This window comes from Serratia proteamaculans (assembly GCF_004684015.1).
Classification (GTDB): Bacteria; Pseudomonadota; Gammaproteobacteria; order Enterobacterales; family Enterobacteriaceae; genus Serratia; species Serratia proteamaculans_F.
In genome coordinates this window covers 44,301-69,949 of the sequence record NZ_SRIA01000023.1, presented here as the reverse complement: position 1 = coordinate 69,949, position 25,649 = coordinate 44,301, and the positions used below count along the sequence as shown (strand labels likewise).

The window sequence follows — 25,649 nt, the reverse complement described above, 5'->3', positions numbered from 1 at the left end:
TGCATTGTCACTGGCGGCTTAGACTGAGGGTACACTCGCTGGAACCAGGCTAATCAGGTTATAAATACGTTATTAATTTGAGGGCCAGTCCCCTGCAGTTCACGATGATGATGTCATTCTTCCGGGAGGGCTGTGCGAGCTTTTTACGGCGAAACGAGACAATAATGTGCGGATTAATTAGTCTGCTGTATGAAAGATATTGATAACTCGGTAAAAGAATAAGCTTTGTAACAATTTAGTCTAGAATATATACCAATAATCGCTGTCCGAATTGGCATGGTTTTTTAACAATATTCACGTCAGGCAATACAGCCTTTGGGAGTAATACAATGCAAGAGAATCATAAGATTCTGGTCGTCGATGATGACATGCGCTTGCGCGCGCTTTTAGAGCGTTATTTAACCGAACAGGGTTTTCAGGTTCGCAGCGTAGCCAACGCTGAGCAAATGGATCGCTTGCTGACACGTGAATCCTTCCACCTGATGGTGCTGGACCTGATGTTGCCGGGCGAGGACGGGCTTTCTATCTGCCGTCGTCTGCGCAGCCAGAGCAACCCTATGCCGATCATTATGGTGACCGCCAAAGGTGAAGAAGTCGACCGTATCGTTGGCCTGGAAATCGGCGCCGACGATTACATCCCAAAACCGTTCAACCCGCGTGAACTGCTGGCCCGCATCCGTGCGGTATTGCGCCGTCAGGCCAATGAACTGCCGGGTGCTCCTTCGCAAGAAGAAGCGGTGATTGCCTTTGGCAAATTCAAACTGAACCTGGGTACCCGCGAAATGTTCCGTGAAGACGAGCCTATGCCGTTGACCAGCGGTGAGTTCGCGGTACTGAAGGCGTTGGTAAGCCATCCGCGTGAACCGCTGTCGCGTGACAAGCTGATGAACCTGGCTCGCGGCCGTGAATACAGCGCCATGGAACGCTCCATCGACGTGCAGATTTCTCGTCTGCGCCGTATGGTTGAGGAAGATCCTGCGCATCCACGTTATATCCAGACCGTTTGGGGTCTTGGCTACGTCTTCGTCCCGGACGGCAGCAAGGCATGAGACGATTACGCTTTTCACCGCGTAGCTCGTTTGCCCGAACCCTGCTATTGATCGTCACCTTGCTGTTCGTCAGCCTGGTGACGACCTATCTGGTGGTGCTGAACTTCGCCATCCTTCCCAGTCTGCAGCAGTTCAACAAAGTATTGGCCTACGAAGTTCGTATGCTGATGACTGACAAGCTGCAGCTGGAGGATGGGACCTTGCTGGAGGTGCCGCCGGCGTTCCGTCGTGAAATCTATCGCGAATTGGGGATTTCTCTCTACACCAACTCGGCGGCGGAGGAGAGCGGTCTGCGCTGGGCGCAGCACTATCAATTCCTCAGTCAGCAAATGGCTCAGCAGCTTGGTGGCCCAACCGACGTGCGGGTGGAGGTGAACAAAAACTCCCCGGTAGTGTGGCTGAAGACCTGGCTGCAGCCGGATATCTGGGTACGTGTCCCGCTGACTGAAATTCACCAGGGCGATTTCTCGCCGCTGTTCCGTTATACGCTGGCAATTATGCTGTTGGCGATAGGCGGTGCCTGGCTGTTTATTCGTATCCAGAACCGCCCGCTGGTGGAGCTGGAGCATGCAGCTCTGCAGGTCGGCAAGGGCATTATTCCGCCGCCGTTGCGTGAGTACGGCGCATCTGAGGTGCGTTCGGTAACGCGGGCCTTTAATCAGATGGCATCGGGCGTTAAGCAACTGGCGGATGACCGCACGCTGCTGATGGCCGGCGTCAGCCACGACCTGCGTACACCGTTGACGCGCATCCGTCTGGCGACCGAGATGATGAGTGCCGAAGACGGCTATCTGGCGGAGTCGATCAATAAAGATATTGAAGAGTGCAATGCCATCATTGAACAGTTTATTGACTATCTGCGCACCGGCCAGGAGATGCAGACCGAGTTAAGCGATCTGAATGGTATTCTGGGTGAAGTGGTGGCGGCCGAGAGTGGCTATGAGCGGGTTATCGAAACTGCTTTGGCTCCGGGTGAGCTGATGATGAATGTGCATCCTCTGTCGATCAAGCGTGCGGCGGCGAACATGGTGGTGAATGCGGCGCGTTACGGCAACGGCTGGATCAAAGTCAGCAGTGGTCGTGAACTGCAGCGCGGCTGGTTCCAGGTAGAAGACGATGGCCCGGGCATTAAACCGGAAGAGTTGAAACATCTGCTGCAGCCGTTTGTCCGTGGCGACAGCGCACGTAGTACCAGCGGGACCGGGCTTGGCCTGGCTATCGTACAACGTATTATCGATGGTCATCATGGCGCTTTGGATATCGGCACCAGCGAACGCGGCGGGTTGTTGATCAGGGCTTATATTCCGTTACCGATGGAAAAGAAAGAGTCGGCCAACGGGCATCAGGCAGTGAAAGACAGCGCCAAACTCCCCTGACAGTGAAGCTGCCCTGTCAGGGTTTTCTGCTCATGACGTAGTATTCCGCCGCTTCTTCATGCAGACGTCGACCGGTGCTGGCTTGCCAGGGGTCGATTAATTCAATCCCGCAATGAATAAAGTCTTTGGTATTACGCGTGGCCAGGGCGGCACCGTAATTCAGGCAGGTGGCGGCGATCTGGGTGTCTGCCATGCTCATCAGCCGACCCTGACGCTGATTCTTCCCCATAAGTTCTGCGTATTGCATTGCGCAGAGCGTATCAAATGGCAGAGTTTGCTCATCAAATCTTATCTGCACCGCCTCCGCCAACTTAAACCTGAATTCGCGTTTTCGCTTTCCATCAGGCATACAGGCCACCCCACTGAACAGCTCGGCGAGAACGACCGCACTCAGATAAAGGTCATCGTTGTCTTTTTCATTCAGCCATGTGAGGACGTTGTAGTGGGGATTGGGGCGCAACGTTTCCGAAATGACATTGGTATCGAGAATAATCATACCTGGTCATCATCGTCATCAAAGGTGACAATGCGCGCGGGTGTTTTATCACGCGGTGGGATTTCCAGTTCAACGCCGCCCAACTCGGCAAAATGCTGATGCATCCAGGTGCCTAACCCGTAGCGCGGCTGTTTTTTCACCAAGGCCTGTTTCAAAATCATACGAGCTTCCTCCTCCATGGAATGGCCATTCTTCGCTGCCGAGACGCGCAGCAACTCTTTGACTTCGTCGTCCAGATTTCTGACGGTTATGGTAGCCATTGAAACCTCCTTTGCTATCAATGATTGCACCGCATTATTATCCCTTTGCGCTGATTAAATAACAACCGATAAAAATAAAAAAAGGCGTGGGATCCACGCCTTAGCTGAAGCTGTAAAAGGAAGGTATTACAGTTTTGGACCGGCGCTGACCAATGCGGCACCTGCCGGCGTATCGGTGTATTTGTCAAAGTTGGTGACAAAACGCTCGGCCAGATCCTGCGCTTTCTCTTGCCATTGTTCGAGGCTGGCGTAAGTGGCGCGTGGATCCAGGATATCCGGGTTAACGCCCGGCAGTGAGGTTGGCATCGCCAGGTCGAAGATAGGCAGAGTAATGGTTTCTGCCTTATCGATTTCACCGCTGAGGATCGCGTCGATAATGCCGCGGGTATCCTTGATCGAGATACGTTTGCCAGTGCCGTTCCAGCCGGTGTTCACCAGATAGGCCTGCGCGCCGGCAGCCTGCATGCGTTTCACCAGCACTTCAGCGTACTGCGTTGGGTGCAGCGACAGGAAGGCTGCGCCGAAGCAGGCGGAGAAGGTTGGGGTCGGCTCGGTCACGCCGCGCTCGGTACCGGCCAGCTTGGCGGTAAAGCCAGACAGGAAGTGGTACTGGGTCTGGTTAGCGGTCAGGCGAGAGACCGGCGGCAGTACGCCGAAGGCGTCTGCGGTCAGGAAGATCACCTTGGTGGCGTGACCCGCTTTGGAAACCGGTTTCACGATATTCTGGATGTGATAAATCGGGTAGGAAACTCGGGTGTTCTCGGTTTTCGAACCGTCATTGAAATCTATGGTGCCGTCAGCCAGAACGACGACGTTTTCCAGCAGCGCATCGCGTTTGATGGCGTGATAGATATCCGGCTCGGCTTCTTCAGACAGCTTGATGGTTTTGGCGTAGCAGCCGCCTTCAAAGTTAAACACGCCGTCGTCATCCCAACCGTGCTCGTCATCGCCAATCAGTTGGCGTTTCGGATCGGTGGACAGGGTGGTTTTGCCGGTGCCGGACAGGCCGAAGAATACCGCCACGTCGCCTTTCTCGCCTACGTTGGCCGAGCAGTGCATTGAAGCGATGCCTTTGAGCGGCAACAGGTAGTTCATGATGGAGAACATACCCTTTTTCATTTCACCGCCGTACCAGGTGCCGCCAATCAGTTGCATGCGCTCGGTCAGGTTGAAGGCGACAAAGTTTTCCGAGTTCAGGCCCTGTTGCTGCCAGTTCGGGTTAGTGCATTTGGCGCCGTTCATCACCACGAAGTCTGGTTCGAAATCCTGCAGCTCTTCATCAGTCGGGCGGATGAACATGTTTTTAACGAAGTGTGCCTGCCAGGCTACCTCGGTAATAAAGCGGACTTTCAGGCGGGAGTCGGCGTTGGCGCCGCAGAAGGTATCCATTACAAACAGACGTTTGCCGGAGAGTTGTGTAGTGACCAGCTGTTTCAGGTCTGCCCAGACTTCCGGGCTAAGGGGTTTGTTGTCGTTTTTACCTTTACCCTGATCGGCCCACCACACGGTGTCGCGGGTGATGTCGTCACGGACGATGTATTTATCTTTCGGGGAACGGCCGGTAAAAATACCGGTGTCGACGGATACAGCACCCAGCTTGGTTACCACCCCACGCTCAAAACCTTCCAGAGATGGGTCTGTTTCTTCCTTGAACAGCAGGTCATAACTCGGGTTGTGAACGATTTCGCCGACGTTATGAATCCCATAAGCGGCCAGATCCTGAGGGGTTATACCTTTAACACGCATGTCACTACTCCTTGGTCACAGAATTTCTGGCGCCAATTGTAGGGATTCAGCAGCGAGTAACCGCGATAGGTATCAAATATTTAACGTTTTAGTCGGTTTTTCGTTACGTTCTGAGAGATAGCACACGGAAAAAAGCAAACGTGCAAACGGAGTAAATAGGCAGGCGCAGGGCGCGCCCGCCGATATGAGGTGCTACTTAGTGCAACTGCTCGCTTTCGTCGGTGTTACCGGTGTACAAAGCGGCAACGTCCACGGCATCAAACACATAGTGATTGCCGCAATAATCGCAGTGCATATCAATATTGCCATCTTGTTCCAGCATCTGAGCCACTTCTTCCGCCGGCAACGTGATCAGCGCGTCAGCGCAACGCTGGCGTGAACAGGTGCAACGGAATATCACGTCCTGCGGTTCATACAGGGTAACTTCTTCCTGATGGTACAGGCGATAAAGCACTTCGTTGGCCGGCAGGCCGAACAGCTCTTCGCTTTTCACCGTGTTGGTCAGTTGCACCAGATGATCGAAGTCATCGGCATTACCGTCCTGCGCCGGCAGGACCTGCAGCAGCATGCCGCCCGCAGCCGGTTGACCTTCAGACTCACCGGTACGGATGAACAGGCGGGTCGGTAACTGCTCTGACTGACGGAAGTAAGCCTCGAGGCACTCGGCCAGCGTTTCACCTTCCAGTGCCACTACGCCCTGATAGCGTTCGCCCTCGGTGGGGGCAATGGTGATGACCATGACGCCATTACCGATCATCTGGTGCAGCGTGCTGTCATCAGCGATTTCGCTCTGTACGCGCGCCACACCACGCATTTCCTGGCGGTTGTTGCCGTTAATCACCGCCAGCTTCAGCGGACCGTCGCCTTGTAACTGTACGGTGATGTCGCCGTCGAACTTCAACGTTGCGGTCAGCAGACTGGTGGCAACCAGCAGTTCACCCAGCAGTTTCTTTACCGGTGCCGGATAGTCGTGGTTGTTCAGAACCTGCTGATAGGTTTCGCTGACGGTAACCAGCTCACCGCGCACCGCGTAGTTTTCAAACAGGTAACGGTGCAATTGGTCATGGTTAGACATAGTTTTCTCTCATTGCGGTGAGGGGTTATTCCTGCTCACCAAATTTAAATTTAATCAGGTCGCGCCGCTCTTTCTTGTCCGGACGGCGGTCCGGATGCGGCATGGTCAGCGCATTCATTTTGCGCGCGAGCGCCACTTTCTCTCGGTTGACGATGCTGGCCTCGGTTTCCTGATACATTTGCTGCGCCTCGTCGGCGCCGCGCCGTTGGTTGGTCACTGCCAGCACGATCACCGTGCGTTCTTCATTTCCCTGACGCAGTTTGATCTCGGCGTTAAGCTCGACAATCTTGCTCGGCTTGCCGCGCTGTCCGTTGTAGTGCACCTTGCCGCCGTCGATCATCTCCCGTGCCAGTGCGCGGGTCTTATAGAAACGTGCCGCCCATAGCCACTTGTCCAGCCGGACGGCTTCGTCGTCTGTTGCTTTTCCTTTCATCCATTCCCCCTGGCCAGCGCCGGTATCAACAGGCGGTAATCGCGCATCGATGGGTGATGCTGGAAGGTTTTCTCCGCCATGCTGGAATCCGGGTTTTGCACGCCCAGGCAGTAGCGAATACCGAAGGTACGGGCGGCATCCAGAATCGGTTCACCGTCGTCGACAAACAGCGTGCGCTGCGGATCAAAACCGGTGTGTTGCTGCACTGCCTGCCATAAACGCTGATCTTCTTTCGGATAACCAAATGTGTGGGTGGAAAGTAATAAATCAAGGTGCCTGTCCAAACCGGTATGCTCAATTTTTACCGCCAGGCTGTGCGGATGGGCGTTGGTCAACAAAATAGTCTGGTGGCCTGCCGCACGTAATGCCTGTAAAAACGGTTCGGTATCTTCACGCAGACGGGCACGGTTGCCTACCTCGCTGGTCATGCGGTAAATATCCATATCCAGCCGTTCGCTCCAGTAATCGAAGCAGTACCAATTCATGGTGTGCTGCACGGCCAGATATTCCTGATGAATAATTTTACGCGCTTCATCGAAGGGAATAGCCCGCTGCTCGCTCAGGGCCTGTGGCACCAGGCTGAGCCAAAAGTGGCTGTCGAACTCCAGATCGAGCAGGGTACCGTCCATATCCAGCAGCACGGTATCGATCTCACGCCAGTCAAACTCGGGAACCATGAAAACTCCATAGGCGAACCGTCGGCGGTTCGCAGGATAAGGGGAATAGCGTTAGCGTAGCATAAGCTGATGACAGGGCGCAGGCTGGCTGGTGACTCAGGGCATCGGCCGCAATGACATCGGGGCGAGCTGCGGATTAAAGCAGCTCTCGTAGTAGCGCTGGATATCGGCGATGCGGTGCTGATTGATGCGACGGCGCTGCACCAGTTGCCAGGTGTTGTAGCCCAGCACGACGGCGACGGTCAGCAGCAGCAGGCTGGTGCCGAGATAGCGCCACAAGGTAATGATATCCGGCTCACTGTGCAGTGCAATATGACGGGTCCCATTGGCATCGACGCTGATATTGGTGATCACGCCCTGTGCCTCGAACGGCGTATGCAGCAGCATGCCGGCAAGGCGTTGTAGCTCATTCCACTGGTCAAGTGCGTTGTATTCGTTTAGCGGCACCGTCGGTTGCGGGTGATTCACCAGCTGTTTGCCTTCATCACTGGTGATCAGGAACCCTCCCGGTGGCGGGCTGTTGAGCGCGGCGGCGGCCTGCCTGGTTTCGCTGTAGACGAAGGATGATGCGGCCACTTTGGTCAGGCTTTCCAGCGATTCGGCGCTCACCGGGCGTAGCAACACGTTCACCCCTTGCAACGAGCCTGTTTTGGCACGTTTAACCAGGGTGCCCCAGTTTTTGACGTTGCCCAGATTGACCAGTGCGTTCTTCAGCCGGACGCAGTCATTATCCGCTTGGCACAGATCCTGCGTTTTCAGCACGATATCGGAAAAATCATCCAGCAGGATCATACCGGATTTTTCGATTGCGCTGGCCAACTGTGGGTTGAGCTTTTGGTCGGTGCCGTCAGGGTGTAACTGGGCATTAACCGTCGCCAGCAGGGCAGAGGCCTTGTCGATCACTTCCGATTCCGGCTGCGGCAGTGGCGCCGCGTTGTTCCAGTAAATCCCTGAACAGTCGAACGGCATAAAGCTGGCGGAGCGCGTGCCGCTGGTTAACGGTGGTACATAGCACATGCCCGTACCCTGGGCTTTCAGGGTATCACCGATACGCAGCGTTGCGCCTTCCAGCGCCTGCACGTTGGTGACTTCAATTTTTTGTGCGCCCTGCAACCAGGCCATGCTCAGCTTGAGCGGCAGGCTGAGCGGGATATAGGTCAGCAACAGCAGCAGCACCAAAAGTGAACTGGCCATGAGTACCGCGTTCCTGCCCCATTGCTGCAGTGGGAAGTTCTTCACCTCATCATGCAGCGAAAGGTAACGACCCTGGCGCAGTACCTGACGGTTAAGGTAGATATCCACGTCGGTGGTTTTACCCAGATCCTGAGTGATGTAAGGCTGCCAGTGTGGCGGATAAATCAGGTCAATGATGCCGAGTGAAATATTGCTGATCTGCCCCTGATTGGATTCGCCAAACAGCCCCCAGCGCTTGGGGGTACCCCGCAGGCAGTGCACTTCTTTTAGTTCGCGGGTGGCAGGGCTGCGGAACAGGTTCCAGCAGCCCCAGGCGATCATCAACACGGCGACGACAATCATCCAGGGGATCACAACGACCGGGCTTATCAGGCTGAAGAACAGCAGCAGCAGGGCAGCGGAGATAATGGCGGCTTCCTTGATGCCGTTCGGGCGATTGAGTGCGTGTTCTTCCGGAGTTTCCTTGCGGATGTTCACCAGTTCGACATGCTCGCTCTCTTCCTTGCGGATAGAGGCATTTGGGCTCGGGGTTGCCTTCACCACCGGCGGCAGCGGCCGATCGTGAATATGGTCTTTCAGCGAATGCCCGTTGAGCGAGATCACCAGCGGTAGGGTCTGGGTTCTAATCACTTCCACATGGTTATCGGCGCTGATGTACTGCTCCCAGAACGGCGGCAGATGCACCTCTTCGGCGTCCAGATAATAGCGCCATTTATTGGGTTCATCGCTGGCCAGCCCGTAGCGGGTAATGGCGTGGGTGACCGGGTAGACATTGTCGCTTTGCGGAGTCAGCGCCAGCTTGGCAGAAGGCAATGAATTGCTGCCGGGCAACAGTTTGTTGCTCAGCTTGTTTTGTTGGCCGAGATAGTGCTCAACGGCGGCGCGTTCTTCGCCGGTCAACTTGCGGTGTGTGGGTTTGATAAAGGGCAGCGTACGCGTCAGCAGCGGCTGATTGCGGGCTTTGAACCAAAGATACAGGCCGGCGGCAATCAGGCAGGCAAGCACTAAGGCCAATATCAACACTATTGTGCTCATGCTATCCCCATCCTGAACCCGTGAACCTCACCAACCTGATGAATCCTGGACTATTATACGCAGCCAAATCACCAAGAGACACCCTGATCCGTAACGAGAGAGCAGATTCTCCGTCGGGATCTCACTTATTGATAAAAATATCAGTCTTATTGCCCTGTCTTACCTGCGTGATGATAGCAACCAGGTTGCACTGTCGATATCGGCATTATCTTATTTTAATGCGCTCTTTTTGCTGGATGAGAACAGAAAAGCGGCGCGTACTGGCTACGCTTGTTAAAAAAAAGTAAATTACTGCTTGTGCTCGTTGCGACAAAGGTTCTCATTAACGCACAATGTGATCAAGATCGGATTTGGTCAGCGTTTGAACGCATGCGGACCGCGCGTCACGCCAATCATTATTCTGGTTACCCGCGTTATCACGCCCGATGCTGTGGCCTGCTAGCGGATAACTCATTTGAGGCAATCATGGATAAACACCTGCAAAAACCTAAAATTCTGAAAGTGGAAACGGTCGCACGTTCGCGTTTATTTAACGTTGAGTCGGTCGATTTGGAGTTCAGTAACGGTGTACGGCGGGTGTATGAGCGGATGCGGCCCTCAGATCGCGAGGCCGTGATGATTGTGCCGGTGATTGGCGCCGATTTGCTGCTGATCCGTGAATATGCCGTGGGCACTGAATCTTATGAGCTTGGTTTTCCCAAAGGCTTGATTGATCCGGGTGAAGGAGTGTTGGAAGCGGCCAACCGTGAGCTGATGGAAGAGGTCGGTTTTGGTGCCAGACGCTTTGATTTCCTCAGCAAGCTGACGATGGCCCCGTCGTACTTTTCCAGCAAGATGAATATCGTACTGGCGCACGATCTCTACCCGCAGAGTCTGGAAGGGGATGAGCCGGAGCCCTTGCCGCAGGTGCGTTGGCCAATAGCCGACATGATGGCGTTGCTGGCAGAGCCTGATTTCCGTGAGGCGCGCAACGTGAGTGCGTTGTTCCTCACCGAGGCATTTTTACGCGGTTCCCGCTAAGTGCGGTGGTTAAATGAAAAGGGGGCCAGATGAATCTGGCCCCCTTTTTTTGCTAGAACAACTCGTGGCTTTCGCCACCAGGATCCGTCAGCGTCGTGCCGGTATCCCGCGATGGGTAGTCCGTCGGCTGAGTCCCTTCGATAAAGTACTCGGAACGGCTGCCGCCGCCGCCACCGGAAAGCTTACCGCTACTCTTGTCGATGGTTACGCTGATGATACCCGGTGGTGGGGTCACTTTCTGCTCTGGAATGCCTTCCAGTGCAGTTTTCATAAAGTCATCCCATGCCGGTTGCGCACTCTTGGCACCACCTTCACCGCCGGAAGCCTGATCCGGGATCGCGCCGGATACCGTTGTACGGCCAAGGTCACGGCGATGGTCATCGAAACCAATCCATACCGACGTCACGGTATCCGGGCCATAGCCGGAGAACCAGGCGTCTTTTGAACTGTTGGTGGTACCGGTTTTGCCACCAATATCACGACGTTTCAGGTCACGGCCTGCACGCCAGGCGGTACCCATCCAACCCGGTTCGCCATAGATATTGCTGTTCAGCGCATCGTGCATCAGGAACGCCAGCGGGGTGCTGATAACGTGTGGCGCATACTGCTGATCGCCATCCTGCTGAACCTGAGCGGGGGTCACCTGCTCGAGTTGCGGCATGGGCACGTTGCCATTTTTACCTTCCTGCGACGTCGCGACATTTTCAATGTTGTCTTCGGAAAGCACCGCTGAGCGGTGAGTGTCACCATAAATCACCGGCAGATTACAGCTGTCGCAGACAATCTTCGGCTTGGTTTCGAACACGGTGTTGCCGTTATCGTCTTCAATCTTGGTGATGAAGTACGGATCCACCAGATAACCGCCATTGGCCAGCACCGCGTAACCGCGTACCAGCTGCATTGGGGTGAACGAAGCCGAGCCCAGCGCCAGTGATTCGGTATGCACGATGTTTTGTGCCGGGAAGCCGAAACGCTGCAGGTATTCAGCCGCATAGTCGACGCCCATCGCACGCATCGCACGCACCATCACCACGTTCTTCGACTGTCCCAGCCCCTGACGCAGGCGAATCGGACCATCGTAGGTTGGCGGTGAGTTCTTCGGCCGCCAGTCGGTACCGGCACCTGGATCCCAACGGGTGATCGGCAGGTCATTGAGGATAGTGGCCAGGGTCAGACCCTTGTCCATCGCTGCGGTATACAGGAAAGGTTTGATATTGGAACCGACCTGACGCAACGCCTGAGTGACACGGTTAAACTTGCTCTGGTTGAAGTCAAACCCACCGACCAGCGCTTTCACCGCACCGTCATTCGGGTTGATCGAAACCAGGGCTGAGTTGACGTCCGGCACCTGTGACAGCCACCAGTTTTCGCCCACCTTGCGAACCCACACTTGTTGACCGGCCTGCACCACATCGGTGACGCGTTTCGGCGTTGGGCCTTGCTGAGTGTCGGATCTGTAAGGCCGCGCCCAGCGCATGGTGGACATCGGCAGCGCGACATGGCTGCCGTCTGCCATCATGGCGGTTGCCTCTTCGGTGCTGGTGGCAACAATCACCGCCGGCGACAGTGGGCCGTAGTTCGGCAGATTCTTCAGGGAATCGACGATCTGCTTTTGGTCCCAGGCCGCTTCACCCACTTTCCACAGCACGTTGGACGGGCCGCGGTAGCCATGGCGCATATCGTACGCCAGCACGTTGTTACGCACCGACTCCTGCGCCGCCAACTGCAGTTTCTTGGTGACGGTGGTGTAGACCTTGTAGCCGTCGGTATAAGCATTGTCACCGTAACGCTTGATCATCTCCTGACGCACCATCTCGGAGAGATAGGGGGCAGAGAAGCTGATTTGTGGCGCATGGTAATTGGCCACCAGCTCTTCACTGCGCGCCTGGTCGAACTGCGCCTGAGTGATGTAATGCTCATCCAGCATCCGCGACAGCACCACGTTGCGGCGAGCTACGGCGCGATCGTGGGAATAAAGCGGGTTGAAGGTTGACGGAGCTTTCGGCAAGCCGGCGATGGTCGCCATTTCGCTTAAGCTGAGCTGGCTGACGTCTTTACCGAAGTAAACCTGCGCCGCAGCACCTACGCCATAGGCGCGATACCCCAGATAGATTTTGTTCAGATACAGCTCGAGGATTTCGTCTTTGGTCAGCATCTGTTCGATGCGGATTGCCAGGAAAGCTTCCTTGATTTTGCGCATCAGGGTGCGTTCCGGGCTTAAGAAGAAGTTTCTCGCCAACTGCTGGGTAATGGTACTTGCCCCCTGTGACGCATGGCCAGACACCAGCGCAATAGAGGCAGCACGGAAGATACCGATTGGGTCGACGCCATGATGCTCATAGAAGCGGCTGTCTTCGGTGGCGATAAACGCATGCACCATAACCGGCGGAATTTGGTTCAGTTTTAGCGGAATACGGCGTTTTTCACCGTATTGGGCGATCAGCTCGCCGTCGGCGCTGTAAACCTGCATCGGTATTTGCAGCCGCACATCTTTCAGCGTTGCGACGTCAGGCAGCTGTGGCTCGACATATTTGTACAAGCCAAAGATCGAGGCTGCCCCCAACACGATGCAACACACTGCAAGGATTAGTAAATACTTTACGAACTTCACCTGAGATTTCCCATTTTCATGTCATTTGGGCAGTTTATAAACAACCGCGCGGTAGTATAAAGGCAAGCCTGCAACATGGATATGTTCTTTTGTTATCTGACGATATGGAGGTCGGGCAAAATATGATCACTCAAGCATGGCAGGTGGGGCTGGATATACAAAGTCACTGCGTTCGTGCCCTGGCGGCACAGCGCCGTCGCAATGGTTGGCAACTGCGTCACTGGTGGCAACAAAGGTTGCCGCAACCGGTGCTGCGTGAGGGCTGTCTGGAGCAGACCGACGCACTGATCCAGGCGTTGCGCCAATGGCGGATTCAGTTACCAAGACATATTTCCTTACGCATTGCTCTGCCCGCGCAGCGGGTTTTACAGCACCGATTGCCCCTGCCGGACGCCAGGCTGAAAGAGCCGGCGCGCGCTGACTACATCACCAGCCAGGGGCTGAAAAAGTTTCCGCTGGATAGCCAAACCTTGGCGCTGGACTACCGCCAATCATTGCCTGAACACGCGACTCTGCTGCTGACCGCCGCCCGTCAGCAAGAGCTGCAACAGTGGCTGAACTGTCTGCGTCAGGCCAATTTACAGCCGCAGGTGGTTGATATTGCCCCATGCGCACTGCGCGTAATGGCGGCGGCGGCAGGCGTGCCGGGCGAAGCCGGTTTGCTGCACCGCCTCGATGAAGAATGGCTATGGGTGACCGCGCACCGAGCGGAGTTTGCCTATGGCCTGGTATCGATGCGAGAAGCGGACGAAGCAAATCAGGCGTTGTCCGCAATGCGCGCCGCCTGTCCATCACTCAGTGAACATCCGATTTACTATAGCAGCGTGATCGATGAGCAGCCTCCGTCAGGCAGCTTATCGTGGTCACCGCTTAGCGCTTTCAGCCAGCTGCGTCCCCCGTTACCCACATTGCCGGCGGCATTTGTATTGGCCGGTGGACTGGCGCTGCGCGCTGAGGACAACTGATGTATCAGGTTAATCTTTTGCCCTGGCGCATACGGGGCCAGCGTCGCCGCTATGCCTTTTGGTTACGCATATTCATTTTGCAACTGGTGCTGGTGTTGGCGGTACTGATGGTGGTCTTTGGCCTGTTGAGTCAACAGCAGGCACAGCGGCATGAGGCGCTATTGACGCTGATCGGCCAGCAGGCAGAACTGACCGAGCGTTATCAACAATTGCAACAGGCGGTGGCGCGTCTGGCGCGTTTAACTGCGTTGGCGCAACAGTATGACAACAACCTGGTGCATAACCGACGTTATCTGCAGTTGTTGCAGCAGTTATCCACTTCGCTACCCGAGCCGCTGTGGCTTATCGCGCTGGAAAGCCACCCGCAAAATGTCACTTTACGGGGACTTAGCCGGCGTTATGAAGCGGTACTTCAGTTTGAACAACAACTGACGGCGTTACCCCTGTTACAGAACTACCGCCTGGCAGAGGTGGTACAGCGTCAGGACGGTCTGTTCTCGTTTACCTTGATGGCGCAATGGGGGCCGGGTGGATAAGTCATTGCCGCTGTGGTTGGCGAGAGGGCTGGGCTTGCCGGGGTGGAAGCTGTTGGCCATCCAGTGGCTGGTGTTGGGTAGCCTGATCTTGCTGTTCGGCCTGCTGCTGTTGCAAGGAAAATGGCAGCAATTGGCACAGACCGAGGCTGATCAGCAGCGTCTGATACAACAGATGACCCCCTTGTGGGAGCAACTGGCCGGTATGCCGACGCTGGATCAGGTGAATCAAAGCCTGCAGCAGGTCGTCCGCCCACCAGTCGCCGATAGCGATTTGGCGAGCACGTTGCAACGGGCGGGGGCCGGTCTGCAGCGTTGGCAGCAGCAGGACAACTCGCCGCGGCAAACTCTGATGCTGCATCTCAATTACGGCAGTTTATTAAGGCTGCTGGACAGTTGGCCGGCTCAGTTGCGTATTGATCAAATGACCGTTGAGGCGCAGGTGGGGGAACTGACGACGCATTTCATTCTCCAGGCGGCTTTGGCAGAGGCAGAGGCGGCAAACCCCAATGAATAGATGCTGTGGGTTCTGGTTACTGTGGCTGCCTCTGGCGTTGATGGCCCAGCCTCAGCCACGCGATCCTTTTAAGCCGTTACCCTTGCCCGACTGCCCGAGCGCAGCGGAGTCGCCGGTGAACTGGCAATTGAAGGGCACCATCGGGAAAGCGGCGTTACACCATGCCTGGGTGGTGACGACCGCCGGACAGTGGCTGCGATTAAAACCCCACCAAACCCTGTTAGACGGGCGTTGGCGGGTGGAGCAGGTCCTTAAGGGGCAAGTGACGCTGAAAGAGAACCAGGGCGTTCCGCTGTGTCCGGCCACTGAGAATGCAGTGGCGTTGACCCTGGGAAAGCATAAGGAAGAAAAATGAAAGGATGCCGTTGGTTGGCGCTGCTGCTCTGGGGTGTGGTTGTTTCCGGCGCAGCACAGGAGCAAGAGCCCGTTTCGCTGGAGTTTCAGGATGCTCCGATTACTCTGGTGTTGCAGGCGCTGGCGGATTATCAGCAGCTGAATATGGTCACCGCCGCAGGTGTGGGGGGCAACCTGACGCTAAGGTTGGATAATGTGCCCTGGCAGCAGGCGCTGGCGGTGATTTTGCGTATGGGCAAGCTGTCAATGACGCTGGAAGGGAATGTCATGATGATTTCCCCTGAACCCAATGAGCAAGAAAAGCAGCGCCAACAGCAGGCGCTGGTACAAAAACAGCCGCTAAAAAGCGTGACCCTGCCGTTGAGCCATGCCGATGCGGAAGAGGTTGCTGAAAACCTGAATGCGCAGGGCGGAATATTGCTGAGCGAGCGTGGCAGCGTGGTAGCAGATAAACGCACCAATGCGGTATTGATCCGCGATACAGCATCGATCGTGACGTTATTAACGCAAAGGATCGCCGAAATGGATGCGCCTTTGGCACAGGTGCAATTGGCGGCACATATCGTCACCATCAACACCGAGAGCCTACGTGAGCTTGGGGTGCGCTGGGGTTTGGCTCCGGACGAACGACCGGCCAGGTCATGGCAGATGGACGGCTTTAATGTGGGGTTACCGCTGGAGCGCAGTGCCGTCAGCGCGGGATTCCATCTGGCACGAATTGGCGGGCGATTATTGGATCTGGAGTTAATGGCTTTGGAGCAGGAGAACCGGGTAGAAATCATCGCCAGCCCGCGCTTGCTGACCGCGAACCTGCAAACCGCCAGCATAAAGCAGGGGACCGAAATTCCTTATGAAGTGAACAGCGGCTCCAGCGGGGCGACGTCGATGGAGTTCAAGGAAGCGGTGCTGGGCATGGAGGTGACGCCTAAAGTTTTGCCCAATGGCCGCATCACCCTGACGTTGCAAATCAGCCAGAATATGCCCGGGCGCTCAATCAGCCGTGCGGCAGGCGAGACGTTGGCGATAGATAAACAGGAAATCAAAACTCAGGTGACGGTAAAAGATGGCGAAACCGTTGTTTTGGGTGGCGTATTTCAGCGCCATAGCGCCGAGGGGGCAGACAAGGTGCCCGGGATCAGCGACGTGCCGCTGCTGGGTTCCTTGTTCAAACAGAGCAGTAAACAACATAAACGGCGCGAGCTGGTGATATTCATTACTCCGACATTGATTAAGGCCTGAGCAACCGGGTGTGCGGTTCGTGGGAAATCGCCTAAAGTTGATGAGCAGATGCACTTTTTTATCACCTTCGGGGCATCTGCGTTTGACGCTGCGACCGATTTAGCTTACAAGGGTTACCGAATTGAGCACCGAGGTTTTTTTGTTAGCGCCAAGACGCCGTTAAAAACGTATGGTTTCCCTCCTGCGGCGTGGATTGCGATTTATTCGGTTGCCAAACTACCAAGAGTGTTGAGATAATTTTCCGTCTGATCTCGCACTATCGTTCATGAGGTTTCAGTTTAGGTCCCGCCGCTGATTTGATTGGCGGGGCGGGTTAACATTAACGAATTGTCTTAGTAATACCGAAAAACATGGCAGAGAAACGCAATATCTTTCTGGTTGGGCCTATGGGTGCCGGCAAAAGCACTATTGGCCGTCAGTTAGCTCAGCAACTCAATATGGAGTTTTTCGACTCCGATCAAGAAATTGAGCGACGTACCGGAGCTGACGTGGGCTGGGTATTCGACGTGGAAGGTGAAGAAGGTTTCCGCGATCGTGAAGAAAAAGTCATTAATGAACTGACGGAAAAGCAAGGCATCGTGCTGGCTACCGGCGGTGGTTCGGTTAAATCGCGTGAAACGCGTAACCGTCTGTCGGCGCGTGGCGTAGTGGTGTACCTGGAAACCACTATCGAGAAGCAGTTGGCCCGTACCCAGCGTGACAAAAAGCGTCCGTTGCTGCAGGTTGATTCTCCTCCGCGTGAAGTGCTTGAAGCGCTGGCGAAAGAGCGCAATCCGTTATACGAAGAAATTGCAGATGTCACCATCCGCACCGACGATCAAAGCGCCAAAGTGGTTGCCAACCAGATCATCAACATGCTGGAAAGCAACTGATAGCGGTTTCCGTGTTCGCCACGGCAAATGCGGAAGACTGATTGTGTTCCCCGCGTTGCGGGGATAAACCACATTGAGAACTGAGCGCGACATGGAGAGAATTACCGTAACGCTTGGGGAGCGAAGCTACCCGATAACCATAGCCGCCGGATTGTTTAACGATCCGGCTTCTTTTATGCCGCTGAAGGCGGGTGAACAGGTCATGCTGGTCACCAACCAAACCCTGGCGCCACTCTATCTGGATCAGGTTCGGAAAGTGTTGGAGCAGGCAGGCGTCATGGTGGATCAGGTGATTTTACCTGATGGCGAACAGTATAAATCTCTGGCCGTACTCGAGCAGGTGTTCTCGGCACTGTTGGAAAAGCCGCACGGTCGTGATACCACGCTGATTGCCCTTGGGGGCGGCGTGGTTGGCGATCTTACCGGCTTTGCCGCCGCTTGTTATCAGCGCGGTGTCCGCTTTATTCAGGTTCCTACCACGCTGCTGTCGCAGGTGGACTCTTCCGTTGGCGGTAAAACCGCCGTCAATCATCCGCTCGGCAAGAACATGATCGGCGCCTTCTATCAACCCGTTTCTGTGGTGGTTGATCTCGATTGCCTGAAAACCTTACCGGCGCGTGAGCTCTCCTCTGGTTTGGCTGAAGTGATCAAGTACGGGATTATTCTCGACCACGACTTCTTCGTCTGGCTGGAAAACAATATCGATGCCCTGGTGGCGCTGGATATGCAGGCTCTGGCCTACTGTATCCGCCGCTGCTGCGAGCTGAAAGCTGAGGTGGTTGCCGCTGATGAACGCGAAAGCGGGCTGCGCGCGCTGCTGAATCTGGGCCATACTTACGGTCATGCGATCGAGGCCGAAATGGGCTATGGTGTATGGTTGCATGGTGAAGCCATTGCCGCCGGTATGGTGATGGCGGCAGAAACCGCGCACCGTCTCGGTCAGTTCTCCCGCGAAGATATTGAACGTATTAAAGCACTGTTGTTGCGCGCTGGTTTACCGGTGTGTGGCCCGCAGGAAATGGCTCCGGGATCTTATCTGCCGCATATGATGCGCGATAAGAAAGTCCTGGCCGGTGAATTGCGCCTGGTACTGCCGACGGCCATTGGCCAGGCGGAAGTCCGTGGCGGAGTGGGGCATGATAGGGTGCTCGCTTCGATCGCAGCTTGCCTTCCTGACGGAATGTCTAAGTAAATCGGACGAAGTAACAGTGGCTTAGCCGCCGTTTACATCTATATTAATTAATGTGCAAAGCCTGACTGATGTCGCTTTGCCATCATCGGGTTAATCTGCCCGTGCCACGTTAGGTATACCGTGGTGGGCTTTTGCCTCTAGTTGGAGGGTTTCAGATGGATGAGTTTAAACCGGAAGACGATCTCAGACCTGATAGCAGCGATCGTCGTCCTGCACGTTCGCGTAAACCGGCTCCGGGACCGCGTTTTGCCATTTCTCGTCAGCATTTAATGATTGGTATCGGTATTTTGGTGCTGTTGCTGCTGATTATCGGCATTGGCTCGGCGTTGAAGGCGCCAACCAAGCATGAGGCGGCACAGGAAAGCGCACAGAATGGCGCAGCCAAGGACATTAATCTGTCGGGTTCTTCGTCACTGACTGCCGGTAATACCGGTGTTCCGGGCGGCACCACAGATACCAACGACAATAACGGTGTGAGCAGCAGCTCGCAGCCGCAAACCGTCAGCGTTCCTCCGATCTCCAGCACCCCGACGGAAGCGCAACCGCAGCCACCGCAGGGCGGCGCGCAGCAGCGTGTCGATCTGCCGGGCAATATGTCGGATGCATTGTCAGCGCAGCAAGGTCAGGTTGATGCGGCTACGCAGGGCATGACAGGTCCAGCTTCGACGCTGCCAACGGCCCCGGCTACCCTGATGAACGGCGCTGCGGCGAAAGAAACCGCCCGTCCGGTTCAGGGCACTGCGCCACAGCAACATAAAACACCGGCGAAAACCGTCAGCAAGCCGACGGCCACGGCCACACAGCATAAATCGCCAACCACGGTGTATACGCCGGCGCCAGCCTCTTCCGCCAAAGCGGGAGCAGCAAGTGCCAAGGCGGGAGCCGTTAGCGGCAGCGGCGGTTCGCTGCAGTCTGCACCGGCAAGCCATTACACTCTGCAACTGAGCAGCGCCTCGCGTTCCGATACGCTGAACGCCTACGCCAAGCAGCAGAAATTACAGCATTATCTGGTGTATTCGACTAAACGTGACGGCAAACCCTGGTACGTGCTGGTGAGTGGCAACTATGCCTCTTCAGCGGAAGCCAAGCGTGCCATCGCGACGCTGCCGGCGGATGTTCAGGCGAAAAAACCCTGGGTCCGACCTGTAAGTCAGGTTCAGCAGGACCTGAAAAAGTAACCCGATAGATTTCAAGCTGCATTCAGGCATTGTAGGGGCGCACAAACTGCGCCCCTGTTACTCAGGGCGGACAGAGTTGCCCATGACCGATGGCTGGAGTTGCCTGCGGACAGGCCGAATAACTGTGCGTGGCCAAGGGTGCTGCGGCTTGAAGGATGAAGGGTATCAATCACTTAAATTTGTGCGCTGATGTGCTGTCTGAAACAGAGTACAATCCGCCGCTCTGAATTGTATAATAAGTAGCTAATTGACGGCATGAAGAAAAACCGCGCTTTTTTAAAATGGGCTGGTGGAAAATACCCGCTGGTGGACGAGATCCGTCGTCACCTGCCAGCAGGCGACTGCTTAATCGAGCCCTTCGTGGGTGCGGGTTCAGTCTTCCTGAACACGGAATACGACGCCTATATTCTCGCCGACATCAACAGCGATCTTATTAATCTGTATAACATCGTTAAACTGCGTACGGATGACTTCGTGCGTGATGCCCGCCTGCTTTTCACCGATGAATTCAATAAGTCAGAACAGTTTTACCTGCTGCGCGAAGAGTTCAATACTAGCGCCGATCCCTATCGTCGCGCGTTGCTGTTTCTTTACCTGAACCGCCACTGCTATAACGGCCTGTGCCGCTATAACCTGCGTGGGGAGTTCAACGTGCCGTTTGGACGTTACAAGAAACCGTACTTCCCGGAGGACGAGCTGTACTGGTTCGCTGAAAAATCCCGCAACGCCACTTTTGTCTGTGAGCATTACCGCGATACCATGGCAAAAGCCGAGCGTGGTACCGTGGTGTATTGCGATCCGCCGTATGCGCCCTTATCGGCGACGGCGAATTTTACCGCTTACCACACCAACAGCTTTAGCATGGCCGACCAGCAAAGCCTGGCGTTGATGGCGCATCAGCTTTCGGTAGAAAGCCAGGTGCCGGTATTGATTTCCAACCATGATACCGAGCTGACGCGTGACTGGTACCAGCACGCCTCGCTGTACGTGGTGAAAGCGCGCCGTACTATCAGCCGCAATATTCTTGGCCGCAGCAAAGTGAATGAGCTTTTAGCGCTGTATCGTTAAACCGGGGTTACGCCCCGGCGTAGTTATCCTATGGATTTCGAACCCTACGTTTGGAGATAGCGGATGAAAAAATTTTTGATTGCCCCGTCCATTTTGTCAGCAGACTTTGCCCGTCTGGGTGAAGACACTGCCAACGTGTTGGCCGCAGGCGGCGACGTAGTGCATTTTGACGTAATGGATAACCACTACGTTCCCAATTTGACCATCGGGCCGATGGTTTGTCAGGCGCTGCGTAATTACGGCATCACCGCACCGATTGACGTTCACCTGATGGTGAAACCGGTCGACCGCATCGTGCCGGATTTCGCTGCAGCGGGCGCCAGTTACATCTCTTTCCATCCGGAAGCTTCCGAACACGTCGATCGCACCATTCAACTGATTAAAGAGCACGGCTGTAAAGCCGGCCTGGTGTTCAATCCGGCAACGCCGTTGAGCTACCTCGATTATGTGATGGATAAAATCGACGTGATCCTGCTGATGTCGGTCAACCCTGGTTTTGGCGGTCAGTCGTTTATCCATGGCACTTTGGATAAGCTGCGTCAGGTACGCAAAATGATCGACGAAAGTGGTCGTGATATCCGACTGGAAGTGGATGGCGGCGTGAAGGTCGACAATATCGCCGAGATCGCTGCCGCGGGCGCAGACATGTTTGTCGCGGGTTCCGCCATCTTCGGCAAGCCGGATTATCGTCGGGTGATCGACGAAATGCGCAGCGAGTTGGCGAAGGTGACGCATGGCTGATTTCGGGGCGATCCGCGCTCTGGCCTTTGATCTCGATGGCACACTGGTCGACAGCGCGCCGGGATTGTCAGCCGCTATCGATCTGGCATTGGCGGAAATGGGCCTGCCACAGGCCGGTGAGGCCCGGGTAGGCACCTGGATTGGCAACGGTGCCGACGTGCTGGTACAACGTGCGCTGCGCTGGGCCGAAGTGGAAGCCACGCCGGAACACTGTCAACAGCTTCGCGAGCGCTTCGATCATTTTTATGCGCAAACCGTCGACAGCGGCAGCCGCCTGTTTCCGCAGGTGAAAGAAACCCTGTCCCGCTTGGCCGCACAAAACTACCCGATGGCGCTGGTGACCAACAAGCCCACGCCGTTTGTTGCACCGTTGCTGGCCGCATTGGGCATTATGGATTATTTCTCGCTGATTATCGGCGGTGACGACGTGGTGGAAAAGAAACCTCACCCGGCGCCCCTGTATCTGGTCCTCGGCAAGCTTGGCCTGCGAGCCAACGAGTTGCTGTTTGTCGGCGACTCCCGCAATGATATTCAGGCTGCGCAAGGGGCAGGTTGCCCAAGCGCCGCGCTGACCTACGGTTATAACTACGGCGAGGCGATTGCCCTGAGCCACCCCGACCGCGTGTTGGAGCGCTTTGCCGATTTGTTGCCCGCTCTTGGGCTGTCATCTTTAGAGAATCAGGAAATTTAAACATGAGTAAGCCCATCGTATTTAGCGGCGCGCAACCGTCCGGTGAACTGACCATTGGCAACTACATGGGTGCGCTGCGTCAGTGGGAGAAAATGCAGGATGATTACGACTGCATCTACTGCATCGTTGACTTGCATGCGATCACCGTACGTCAGGACGCAGAGAAATTGCGTAAAGCCACGCTGGATACTCTGGCGCTGTACCTGGCCTGTGGTATCGATCCGCAAAAAAGCACCATCTTCGTGCAGTCGCACGTACCGGAACACACCCAGCTGAGCTGGGTGCTGAACTGCTACACCTATTTCGGTGAACTGAGCCGCATGACCCAGTTCAAGGATAAGTCCACCCGTTATGCGGAGAACATCAACGCCGGCCTGTTCAGCTACCCGGTATTGATGGCGGCGGATATCTTGCTGTATCAAACTAACCAGGTGCCGGTCGGCGAAGACCAGAAACAACATCTGGAGTTGAGCCGTGACATCGGTCAGCGTTTCAACGCGCTGTACGGCGATGTGTTCAAAGTGCCTGAGCCGTTTATTCCCAAGTCCGGCGCTCGCGTGATGTCGCTGCAAGAGCCGACCAAGAAGATGTCCAAGTCGGATGATAACCGTAATAACGTGATCGGCCTGCTGGAAGATCCGAAAGCGGTGGCTAAAAAGATCAAACGCGCGATGACCGACTCTGAAGAGCCGCCAGTGGTGCGTTATGACGTGGTGAACAAAGCGGGGGTGTCTAACCTGCTGGATATTCTCTCCGGCGTGACCGGCAAGAGCATCCCTCAGTTGGAAGCCGAGTTTGAAGGCCAGATGTACGGCCACCTGAAAGGCGCCGTCGCTGAAGCGGTATCCGGCATGCTGAGCGAGCTGCAGGAGCGTTATCATCGTTTCCGCAATGACGAGGCCCTGCTGCAGCAAGTCATGCGTGATGGCGCTGCCAAGGCCCGTGCACGCGCTCAGGAAACGCTGGCGAAGGTTTACCAGGCGGTTGGTTTTGTCTCACCGCAGTAACGGCTTTGATTCATAAGGAAAGCGGCCAGTGGCCGCTTTTTTTACGTCTGTATCAGGCCATTTGAGCCAGTGGTTGCGGCGGCTCCTGGCTGGAGAACCAGTTCAGCTTGCTGCGCAGGCTGACTACGCTACCGACGATGATTAAACTTGGGCTGGCAGCCTGTAAGGCCAGCGTCCCCAGTTGGCTCAATTCACCTTCGATGACCCGCTGGCGGCAGGAAGTCCCATTTTCTACCAGCGCCACCGGCGTAGCGGCAGGCATGCCGTGCGCGATCAGTTGGCGTTCGATCTCTGCCGCCTGCGTCAGGCCCATGTAAAACACCAGGGTTTGTTGCCCGGCGGCCAGCGTTGACCAGTCCAATCCGCCGTCACTCTTGGCGTGGCCGGTCACCAGGCGCACGCTCTGTGCGTGGTCACGATGGGTGAGGGGAATGCCGCTGTAGGCAGAACATCCGGAGGCGGCGGTAATGCCCGGCACCACAGAGAAAGGAATATTGGCGGCGGCCAGCGTTTCCAGTTCTTCGCCGCCGCGGCCGAAGATAAACGGGTCACCGCCTTTCAGCCGCACCACGCGTTTACCGAGTTGTGCCTGCTGCAGCAAAATTTGATTGATCTGCGCCTGCGGTACGCAATGGTGGCCCGCACGTTTGCCGACAAAAATGCGTTCGGCATCGCGGCGCACCAGCGTCATGACTTCATCAGACACCAGCCGGTCGTAAACCACCACGTCGGCCTGCTGGATTTGCTGCAGACCTTTCAGCGTCAGCAAACCGGCATCACCCGGACCGGCACCCACCAGCACCACTTCGCCGCAGGCTTGCGGTTGATGGCTAAACAGTTGCTCAATTTGCCGCTCCGCCAGCGCTACGTCATTATTGGCCAGCGATTGTGCCAGCCGATCGTGGGCAAACAGCTTTTCCCAAAAACGGCGGCGTGAGCCGATGTCGCTGAAGTGCTTTTTCACCCGTTGACGCAACGAACCCCCCAACTGTGCCAACTTGCCCAGATGCTGGGGCAGCACGGCCTCCAGCTTTTCACGCAGCAGTCGTGCCAGCACCGGGGCTTTACCGCCGGAGGACACCGCGACCATAATCGGCGAGCGATCGATAATCGACGGCATGATAAAGCTGGCGCGTTTTGGATCGTCGACCACGTTGCAAAATACCCGCTGCTGGTTGGCACACTGGTACACCAGCGCATTGACCTCGACCCGGTCGGTGGCGGCGATCACCAGCCACTTTTCCGCCAGTAACTCTGCACTGAATTCACCTTCCGCCAGCGTGAGGTGGCCAAGAGCTGCCCACTCGTGGAACTGCGGGGTGAAGGTACAGGCGTTGACGGTCAGTGCCGCACCAGCATCCAGCAGCAGGCGAGCCTTGCGCTCGGCAATCTCACCGCCACCGACCAGCAGGCAGGCTTTGTGTTGCAGTTGGCAGAAAATCGGCAGGTAATCCATCGGCACTCCTCGGGGCAATCAGCAATGGGGCGCAAGGCGCCCCATGAATATTATGCAGTCTGGCGTGCTGCGGTTTTCTCAGCCTGTGGCCGTTCGGCACGCGGCGTGGCGTACCAATAACCCAGCCCCATCAACACCGCACCGGACAGGATATTGCCCAGCGTCACCCACAGCAGATTATGGCCGATCCCGCTCAGGGTATAGGCTTCACTGTGATGGCCGAACCAGGACAGGGCGAACAGCGTCATGTTGGCGACCGAGTGTTCGTAGCCGGAAGCGATAAACGCCAGCAGACACCACCAGATGGCGATGAATTTGGCGGCCCCCTCAACGCGGATAGCCATCCAAATCGCCAGGCAAACCAGCCAGTTACACAGCACGCCCTTGAAGAACAGCACTTCTGCCGGTGCAGTGGTTTTCGCCAGTGCCGCGGTGTGCACCAGGCTGGTGTCTACCGGCAACAGGCTGCCGCCGCCGTAATAGTACATCAGCGCGACCAGCACCGATCCCAACAGGTTACCCAGCCAGGTTTGTGGTAATACGGCCCACATCTGGCCCTGGGTAATGGTGCCGGCTTTGACGCCGAGGGTCAGGAACATGGTATGACCGGTGAACAACTCCGACCCGGCAATGATCACCAACGTCAGCGCGATGCCGAAAGTGGCACCCATCACCAGCGGACGAATCGATGGATCGACCAGGTTGCCGAGGGTGAAAATTAAAATGATGCCGAGGCCGACGTAGGCCCCGGCCATCGCCGAGCTGATCCAAAAGCCGAGCGGGCTGTGCTTTGCCAACCTGACGATGCGCGCCGCATTGGCGGCGCATTTGTTGATGGTATCGGTGAACATGCTGTTTTCCCTG

General features: G+C 55.9%; 25 protein-coding genes. 15 read left to right on the top strand and 10 right to left on the bottom strand.

Going from position 1 to position 25,649, the window contains the following annotated elements; genetic code table 11:
- Nucleotides 1-329 precede the first annotated feature (329 nt).
- Complete coding sequence (gene ompR, locus E5C26_RS23245; RefSeq protein WP_004709363.1) at nucleotides 330-1,049, top strand: osmolarity response regulator transcription factor OmpR; 720 nt, start codon at nucleotides 330-332, stop codon at nucleotides 1,047-1,049.
- Nucleotides 1,046-2,425 carry a two-component system sensor histidine kinase EnvZ gene (envZ, locus tag E5C26_RS23240; RefSeq protein ID WP_135318367.1) on the top strand — a complete coding sequence of 460 codons (1,380 nt, stop codon included), beginning with the start codon at nucleotides 1,046-1,048 and terminating at the stop codon, nucleotides 2,423-2,425. The genes ompR and envZ overlap by 4 nt, the downstream gene beginning before the upstream one ends.
- 16 nt (nucleotides 2,426-2,441) lie before the next feature.
- Here envZ and E5C26_RS23235 read toward each other — a convergent pair whose 3' ends face one another.
- The 7 genes from E5C26_RS23235 to E5C26_RS23205 form a co-directional block, all read right to left on the bottom strand.
- Nucleotides 2,442-2,921 (bottom strand): type II toxin-antitoxin system VapC family toxin, encoded by a 480-nt coding sequence (locus E5C26_RS23235; RefSeq protein WP_135318366.1) that lies wholly within the window; start codon nucleotides 2,919-2,921, stop codon nucleotides 2,442-2,444.
- A complete protein-coding gene (locus E5C26_RS23230; RefSeq protein WP_135318365.1) occupies nucleotides 2,918-3,181 on the bottom strand; it encodes a FitA-like ribbon-helix-helix domain-containing protein in 264 nt (87 codons plus the stop codon). The genes E5C26_RS23235 and E5C26_RS23230 overlap by 4 nt, the downstream gene beginning before the upstream one ends.
- Nucleotides 3,182-3,307: 126 nt before the next feature.
- Complete coding sequence (pckA, locus tag E5C26_RS23225) at nucleotides 3,308-4,927, bottom strand: phosphoenolpyruvate carboxykinase (ATP) (RefSeq protein WP_135318364.1); 1,620 nt, start codon at nucleotides 4,925-4,927, stop codon at nucleotides 3,308-3,310.
- A 196-nt stretch (nucleotides 4,928-5,123) separates the two neighbouring features.
- Nucleotides 5,124-6,002 (bottom strand): Hsp33 family molecular chaperone HslO, encoded by an 879-nt coding sequence (hslO, locus tag E5C26_RS23220; protein WP_135318363.1) that lies wholly within the window; start codon nucleotides 6,000-6,002, stop codon nucleotides 5,124-5,126.
- 25 nt (nucleotides 6,003-6,027) lie between these two features.
- The gene (hslR, locus tag E5C26_RS23215) at nucleotides 6,028-6,435 is read right to left on the bottom strand and encodes a ribosome-associated heat shock protein Hsp15 (protein WP_135318362.1); all 408 of its coding nucleotides are present in this window, start codon (nucleotides 6,433-6,435) and stop codon (nucleotides 6,028-6,030) included.
- Nucleotides 6,432-7,112, bottom strand: coding sequence for a GMP/IMP nucleotidase (gene yrfG / locus E5C26_RS23210; RefSeq protein WP_135318361.1), 681 nt, complete (start codon nucleotides 7,110-7,112; stop codon nucleotides 6,432-6,434). The genes hslR and yrfG overlap by 4 nt, the downstream gene beginning before the upstream one ends.
- Before the next feature lie 96 nt (nucleotides 7,113-7,208).
- Nucleotides 7,209-9,341, bottom strand: coding sequence for an intracellular growth attenuator family protein (locus E5C26_RS23205; protein ID WP_135318360.1), 2,133 nt, complete (start codon nucleotides 9,339-9,341; stop codon nucleotides 7,209-7,211).
- 465 nt (nucleotides 9,342-9,806) lie between these two features.
- Between E5C26_RS23205 and nudE the strand changes: the two genes are divergently transcribed.
- Nucleotides 9,807-10,361, top strand: a complete 555-nt coding sequence (nudE, locus tag E5C26_RS23200; protein ID WP_135318359.1) for an ADP compounds hydrolase NudE — start codon at nucleotides 9,807-9,809, stop codon at nucleotides 10,359-10,361.
- Between the two features lie 52 nt (nucleotides 10,362-10,413).
- Here nudE and mrcA read toward each other — a convergent pair whose 3' ends face one another.
- The gene (mrcA, locus tag E5C26_RS23195; protein ID WP_135318358.1) at nucleotides 10,414-12,972 is read right to left on the bottom strand and encodes a peptidoglycan glycosyltransferase/peptidoglycan DD-transpeptidase MrcA; all 2,559 of its coding nucleotides are present in this window, start codon (nucleotides 12,970-12,972) and stop codon (nucleotides 10,414-10,416) included.
- 122 nt (nucleotides 12,973-13,094) lie between these two features.
- On the opposite strand from mrcA, the gene pilM reads away from it, so the two are divergent.
- The 12 genes from pilM to trpS all read left to right on the top strand — a co-directional run bounded on the left by pilM (nucleotide 13,095) and on the right by trpS (nucleotide 23,329).
- On the top strand, nucleotides 13,095-13,937 hold the full coding sequence (gene pilM / locus E5C26_RS23190) for a type IV pilus biogenesis protein PilM (protein ID WP_135318357.1): 843 nt from the start codon (nucleotides 13,095-13,097) through the stop codon (nucleotides 13,935-13,937).
- The gene (locus E5C26_RS23185; protein ID WP_135318356.1) at nucleotides 13,937-14,473 is read left to right on the top strand and encodes a PilN domain-containing protein; all 537 of its coding nucleotides are present in this window, start codon (nucleotides 13,937-13,939) and stop codon (nucleotides 14,471-14,473) included. The genes pilM and E5C26_RS23185 overlap by 1 nt, the downstream gene beginning before the upstream one ends.
- Nucleotides 14,466-14,987, top strand: coding sequence for a hypothetical protein (locus E5C26_RS23180; protein WP_135318355.1), 522 nt, complete (start codon nucleotides 14,466-14,468; stop codon nucleotides 14,985-14,987). Before E5C26_RS23185 ends, E5C26_RS23180 begins: the two co-directional genes overlap by 8 nt.
- Nucleotides 14,980-15,342, top strand: a complete 363-nt coding sequence (locus E5C26_RS23175) for a DNA utilization family protein (protein WP_135318354.1) — start codon at nucleotides 14,980-14,982, stop codon at nucleotides 15,340-15,342. The genes E5C26_RS23180 and E5C26_RS23175 overlap by 8 nt, the downstream gene beginning before the upstream one ends.
- Nucleotides 15,339-16,580, top strand: a complete 1,242-nt coding sequence (gene hofQ / locus E5C26_RS23170; RefSeq protein ID WP_135318353.1) for a DNA uptake porin HofQ — start codon at nucleotides 15,339-15,341, stop codon at nucleotides 16,578-16,580. Before E5C26_RS23175 ends, hofQ begins: the two co-directional genes overlap by 4 nt.
- 350 nt (nucleotides 16,581-16,930) lie before the next feature.
- Nucleotides 16,931-17,452, top strand: a complete 522-nt coding sequence (aroK, locus tag E5C26_RS23165) for a shikimate kinase AroK (protein WP_004391482.1) — start codon at nucleotides 16,931-16,933, stop codon at nucleotides 17,450-17,452.
- Between the two features lie 91 nt (nucleotides 17,453-17,543).
- Nucleotides 17,544-18,644 carry a 3-dehydroquinate synthase gene (gene aroB / locus E5C26_RS23160; RefSeq protein ID WP_135318352.1) on the top strand — a complete coding sequence of 367 codons (1,101 nt, stop codon included), beginning with the start codon at nucleotides 17,544-17,546 and terminating at the stop codon, nucleotides 18,642-18,644.
- A gap of 155 nt (nucleotides 18,645-18,799) precedes the next feature.
- Nucleotides 18,800-19,822 carry an SPOR domain-containing protein gene (locus tag E5C26_RS23155; RefSeq protein WP_135318351.1) on the top strand — a complete coding sequence of 341 codons (1,023 nt, stop codon included), beginning with the start codon at nucleotides 18,800-18,802 and terminating at the stop codon, nucleotides 19,820-19,822.
- 255 nt (nucleotides 19,823-20,077) lie between these two features.
- A complete protein-coding gene (gene dam, locus E5C26_RS23150; protein ID WP_135318350.1) occupies nucleotides 20,078-20,890 on the top strand; it encodes an adenine-specific DNA-methyltransferase in 813 nt (270 codons plus the stop codon).
- Between the two features lie 63 nt (nucleotides 20,891-20,953).
- Nucleotides 20,954-21,631: a ribulose-phosphate 3-epimerase gene (gene rpe / locus E5C26_RS23145; protein ID WP_135318349.1), complete on the top strand. Its 678-nt coding sequence runs from the start codon at nucleotides 20,954-20,956 to the stop codon at nucleotides 21,629-21,631.
- Nucleotides 21,624-22,322: a phosphoglycolate phosphatase gene (locus tag E5C26_RS23140; protein WP_135318348.1), complete on the top strand. Its 699-nt coding sequence runs from the start codon at nucleotides 21,624-21,626 to the stop codon at nucleotides 22,320-22,322. Before rpe ends, E5C26_RS23140 begins: the two co-directional genes overlap by 8 nt.
- Before the next feature lie 2 nt (nucleotides 22,323-22,324).
- Nucleotides 22,325-23,329, top strand: coding sequence for a tryptophan--tRNA ligase (gene trpS, locus E5C26_RS23135; protein ID WP_135318347.1), 1,005 nt, complete (start codon nucleotides 22,325-22,327; stop codon nucleotides 23,327-23,329).
- Nucleotides 23,330-23,381: 52 nt separating this feature from the next.
- On the opposite strand, the gene cysG is transcribed toward trpS, so the two are convergent.
- Both cysG and nirC read right to left on the bottom strand, forming a co-directional pair.
- Nucleotides 23,382-24,785, bottom strand: a complete 1,404-nt coding sequence (gene cysG, locus E5C26_RS23130; protein WP_135318346.1) for a siroheme synthase CysG — start codon at nucleotides 24,783-24,785, stop codon at nucleotides 23,382-23,384.
- 50 nt (nucleotides 24,786-24,835) lie between these two features.
- On the bottom strand, nucleotides 24,836-25,636 hold the full coding sequence (gene nirC / locus E5C26_RS23125; protein ID WP_135318345.1) for a nitrite transporter NirC: 801 nt from the start codon (nucleotides 25,634-25,636) through the stop codon (nucleotides 24,836-24,838).
- Nucleotides 25,637-25,649: the final 13 nt, after the last annotated feature.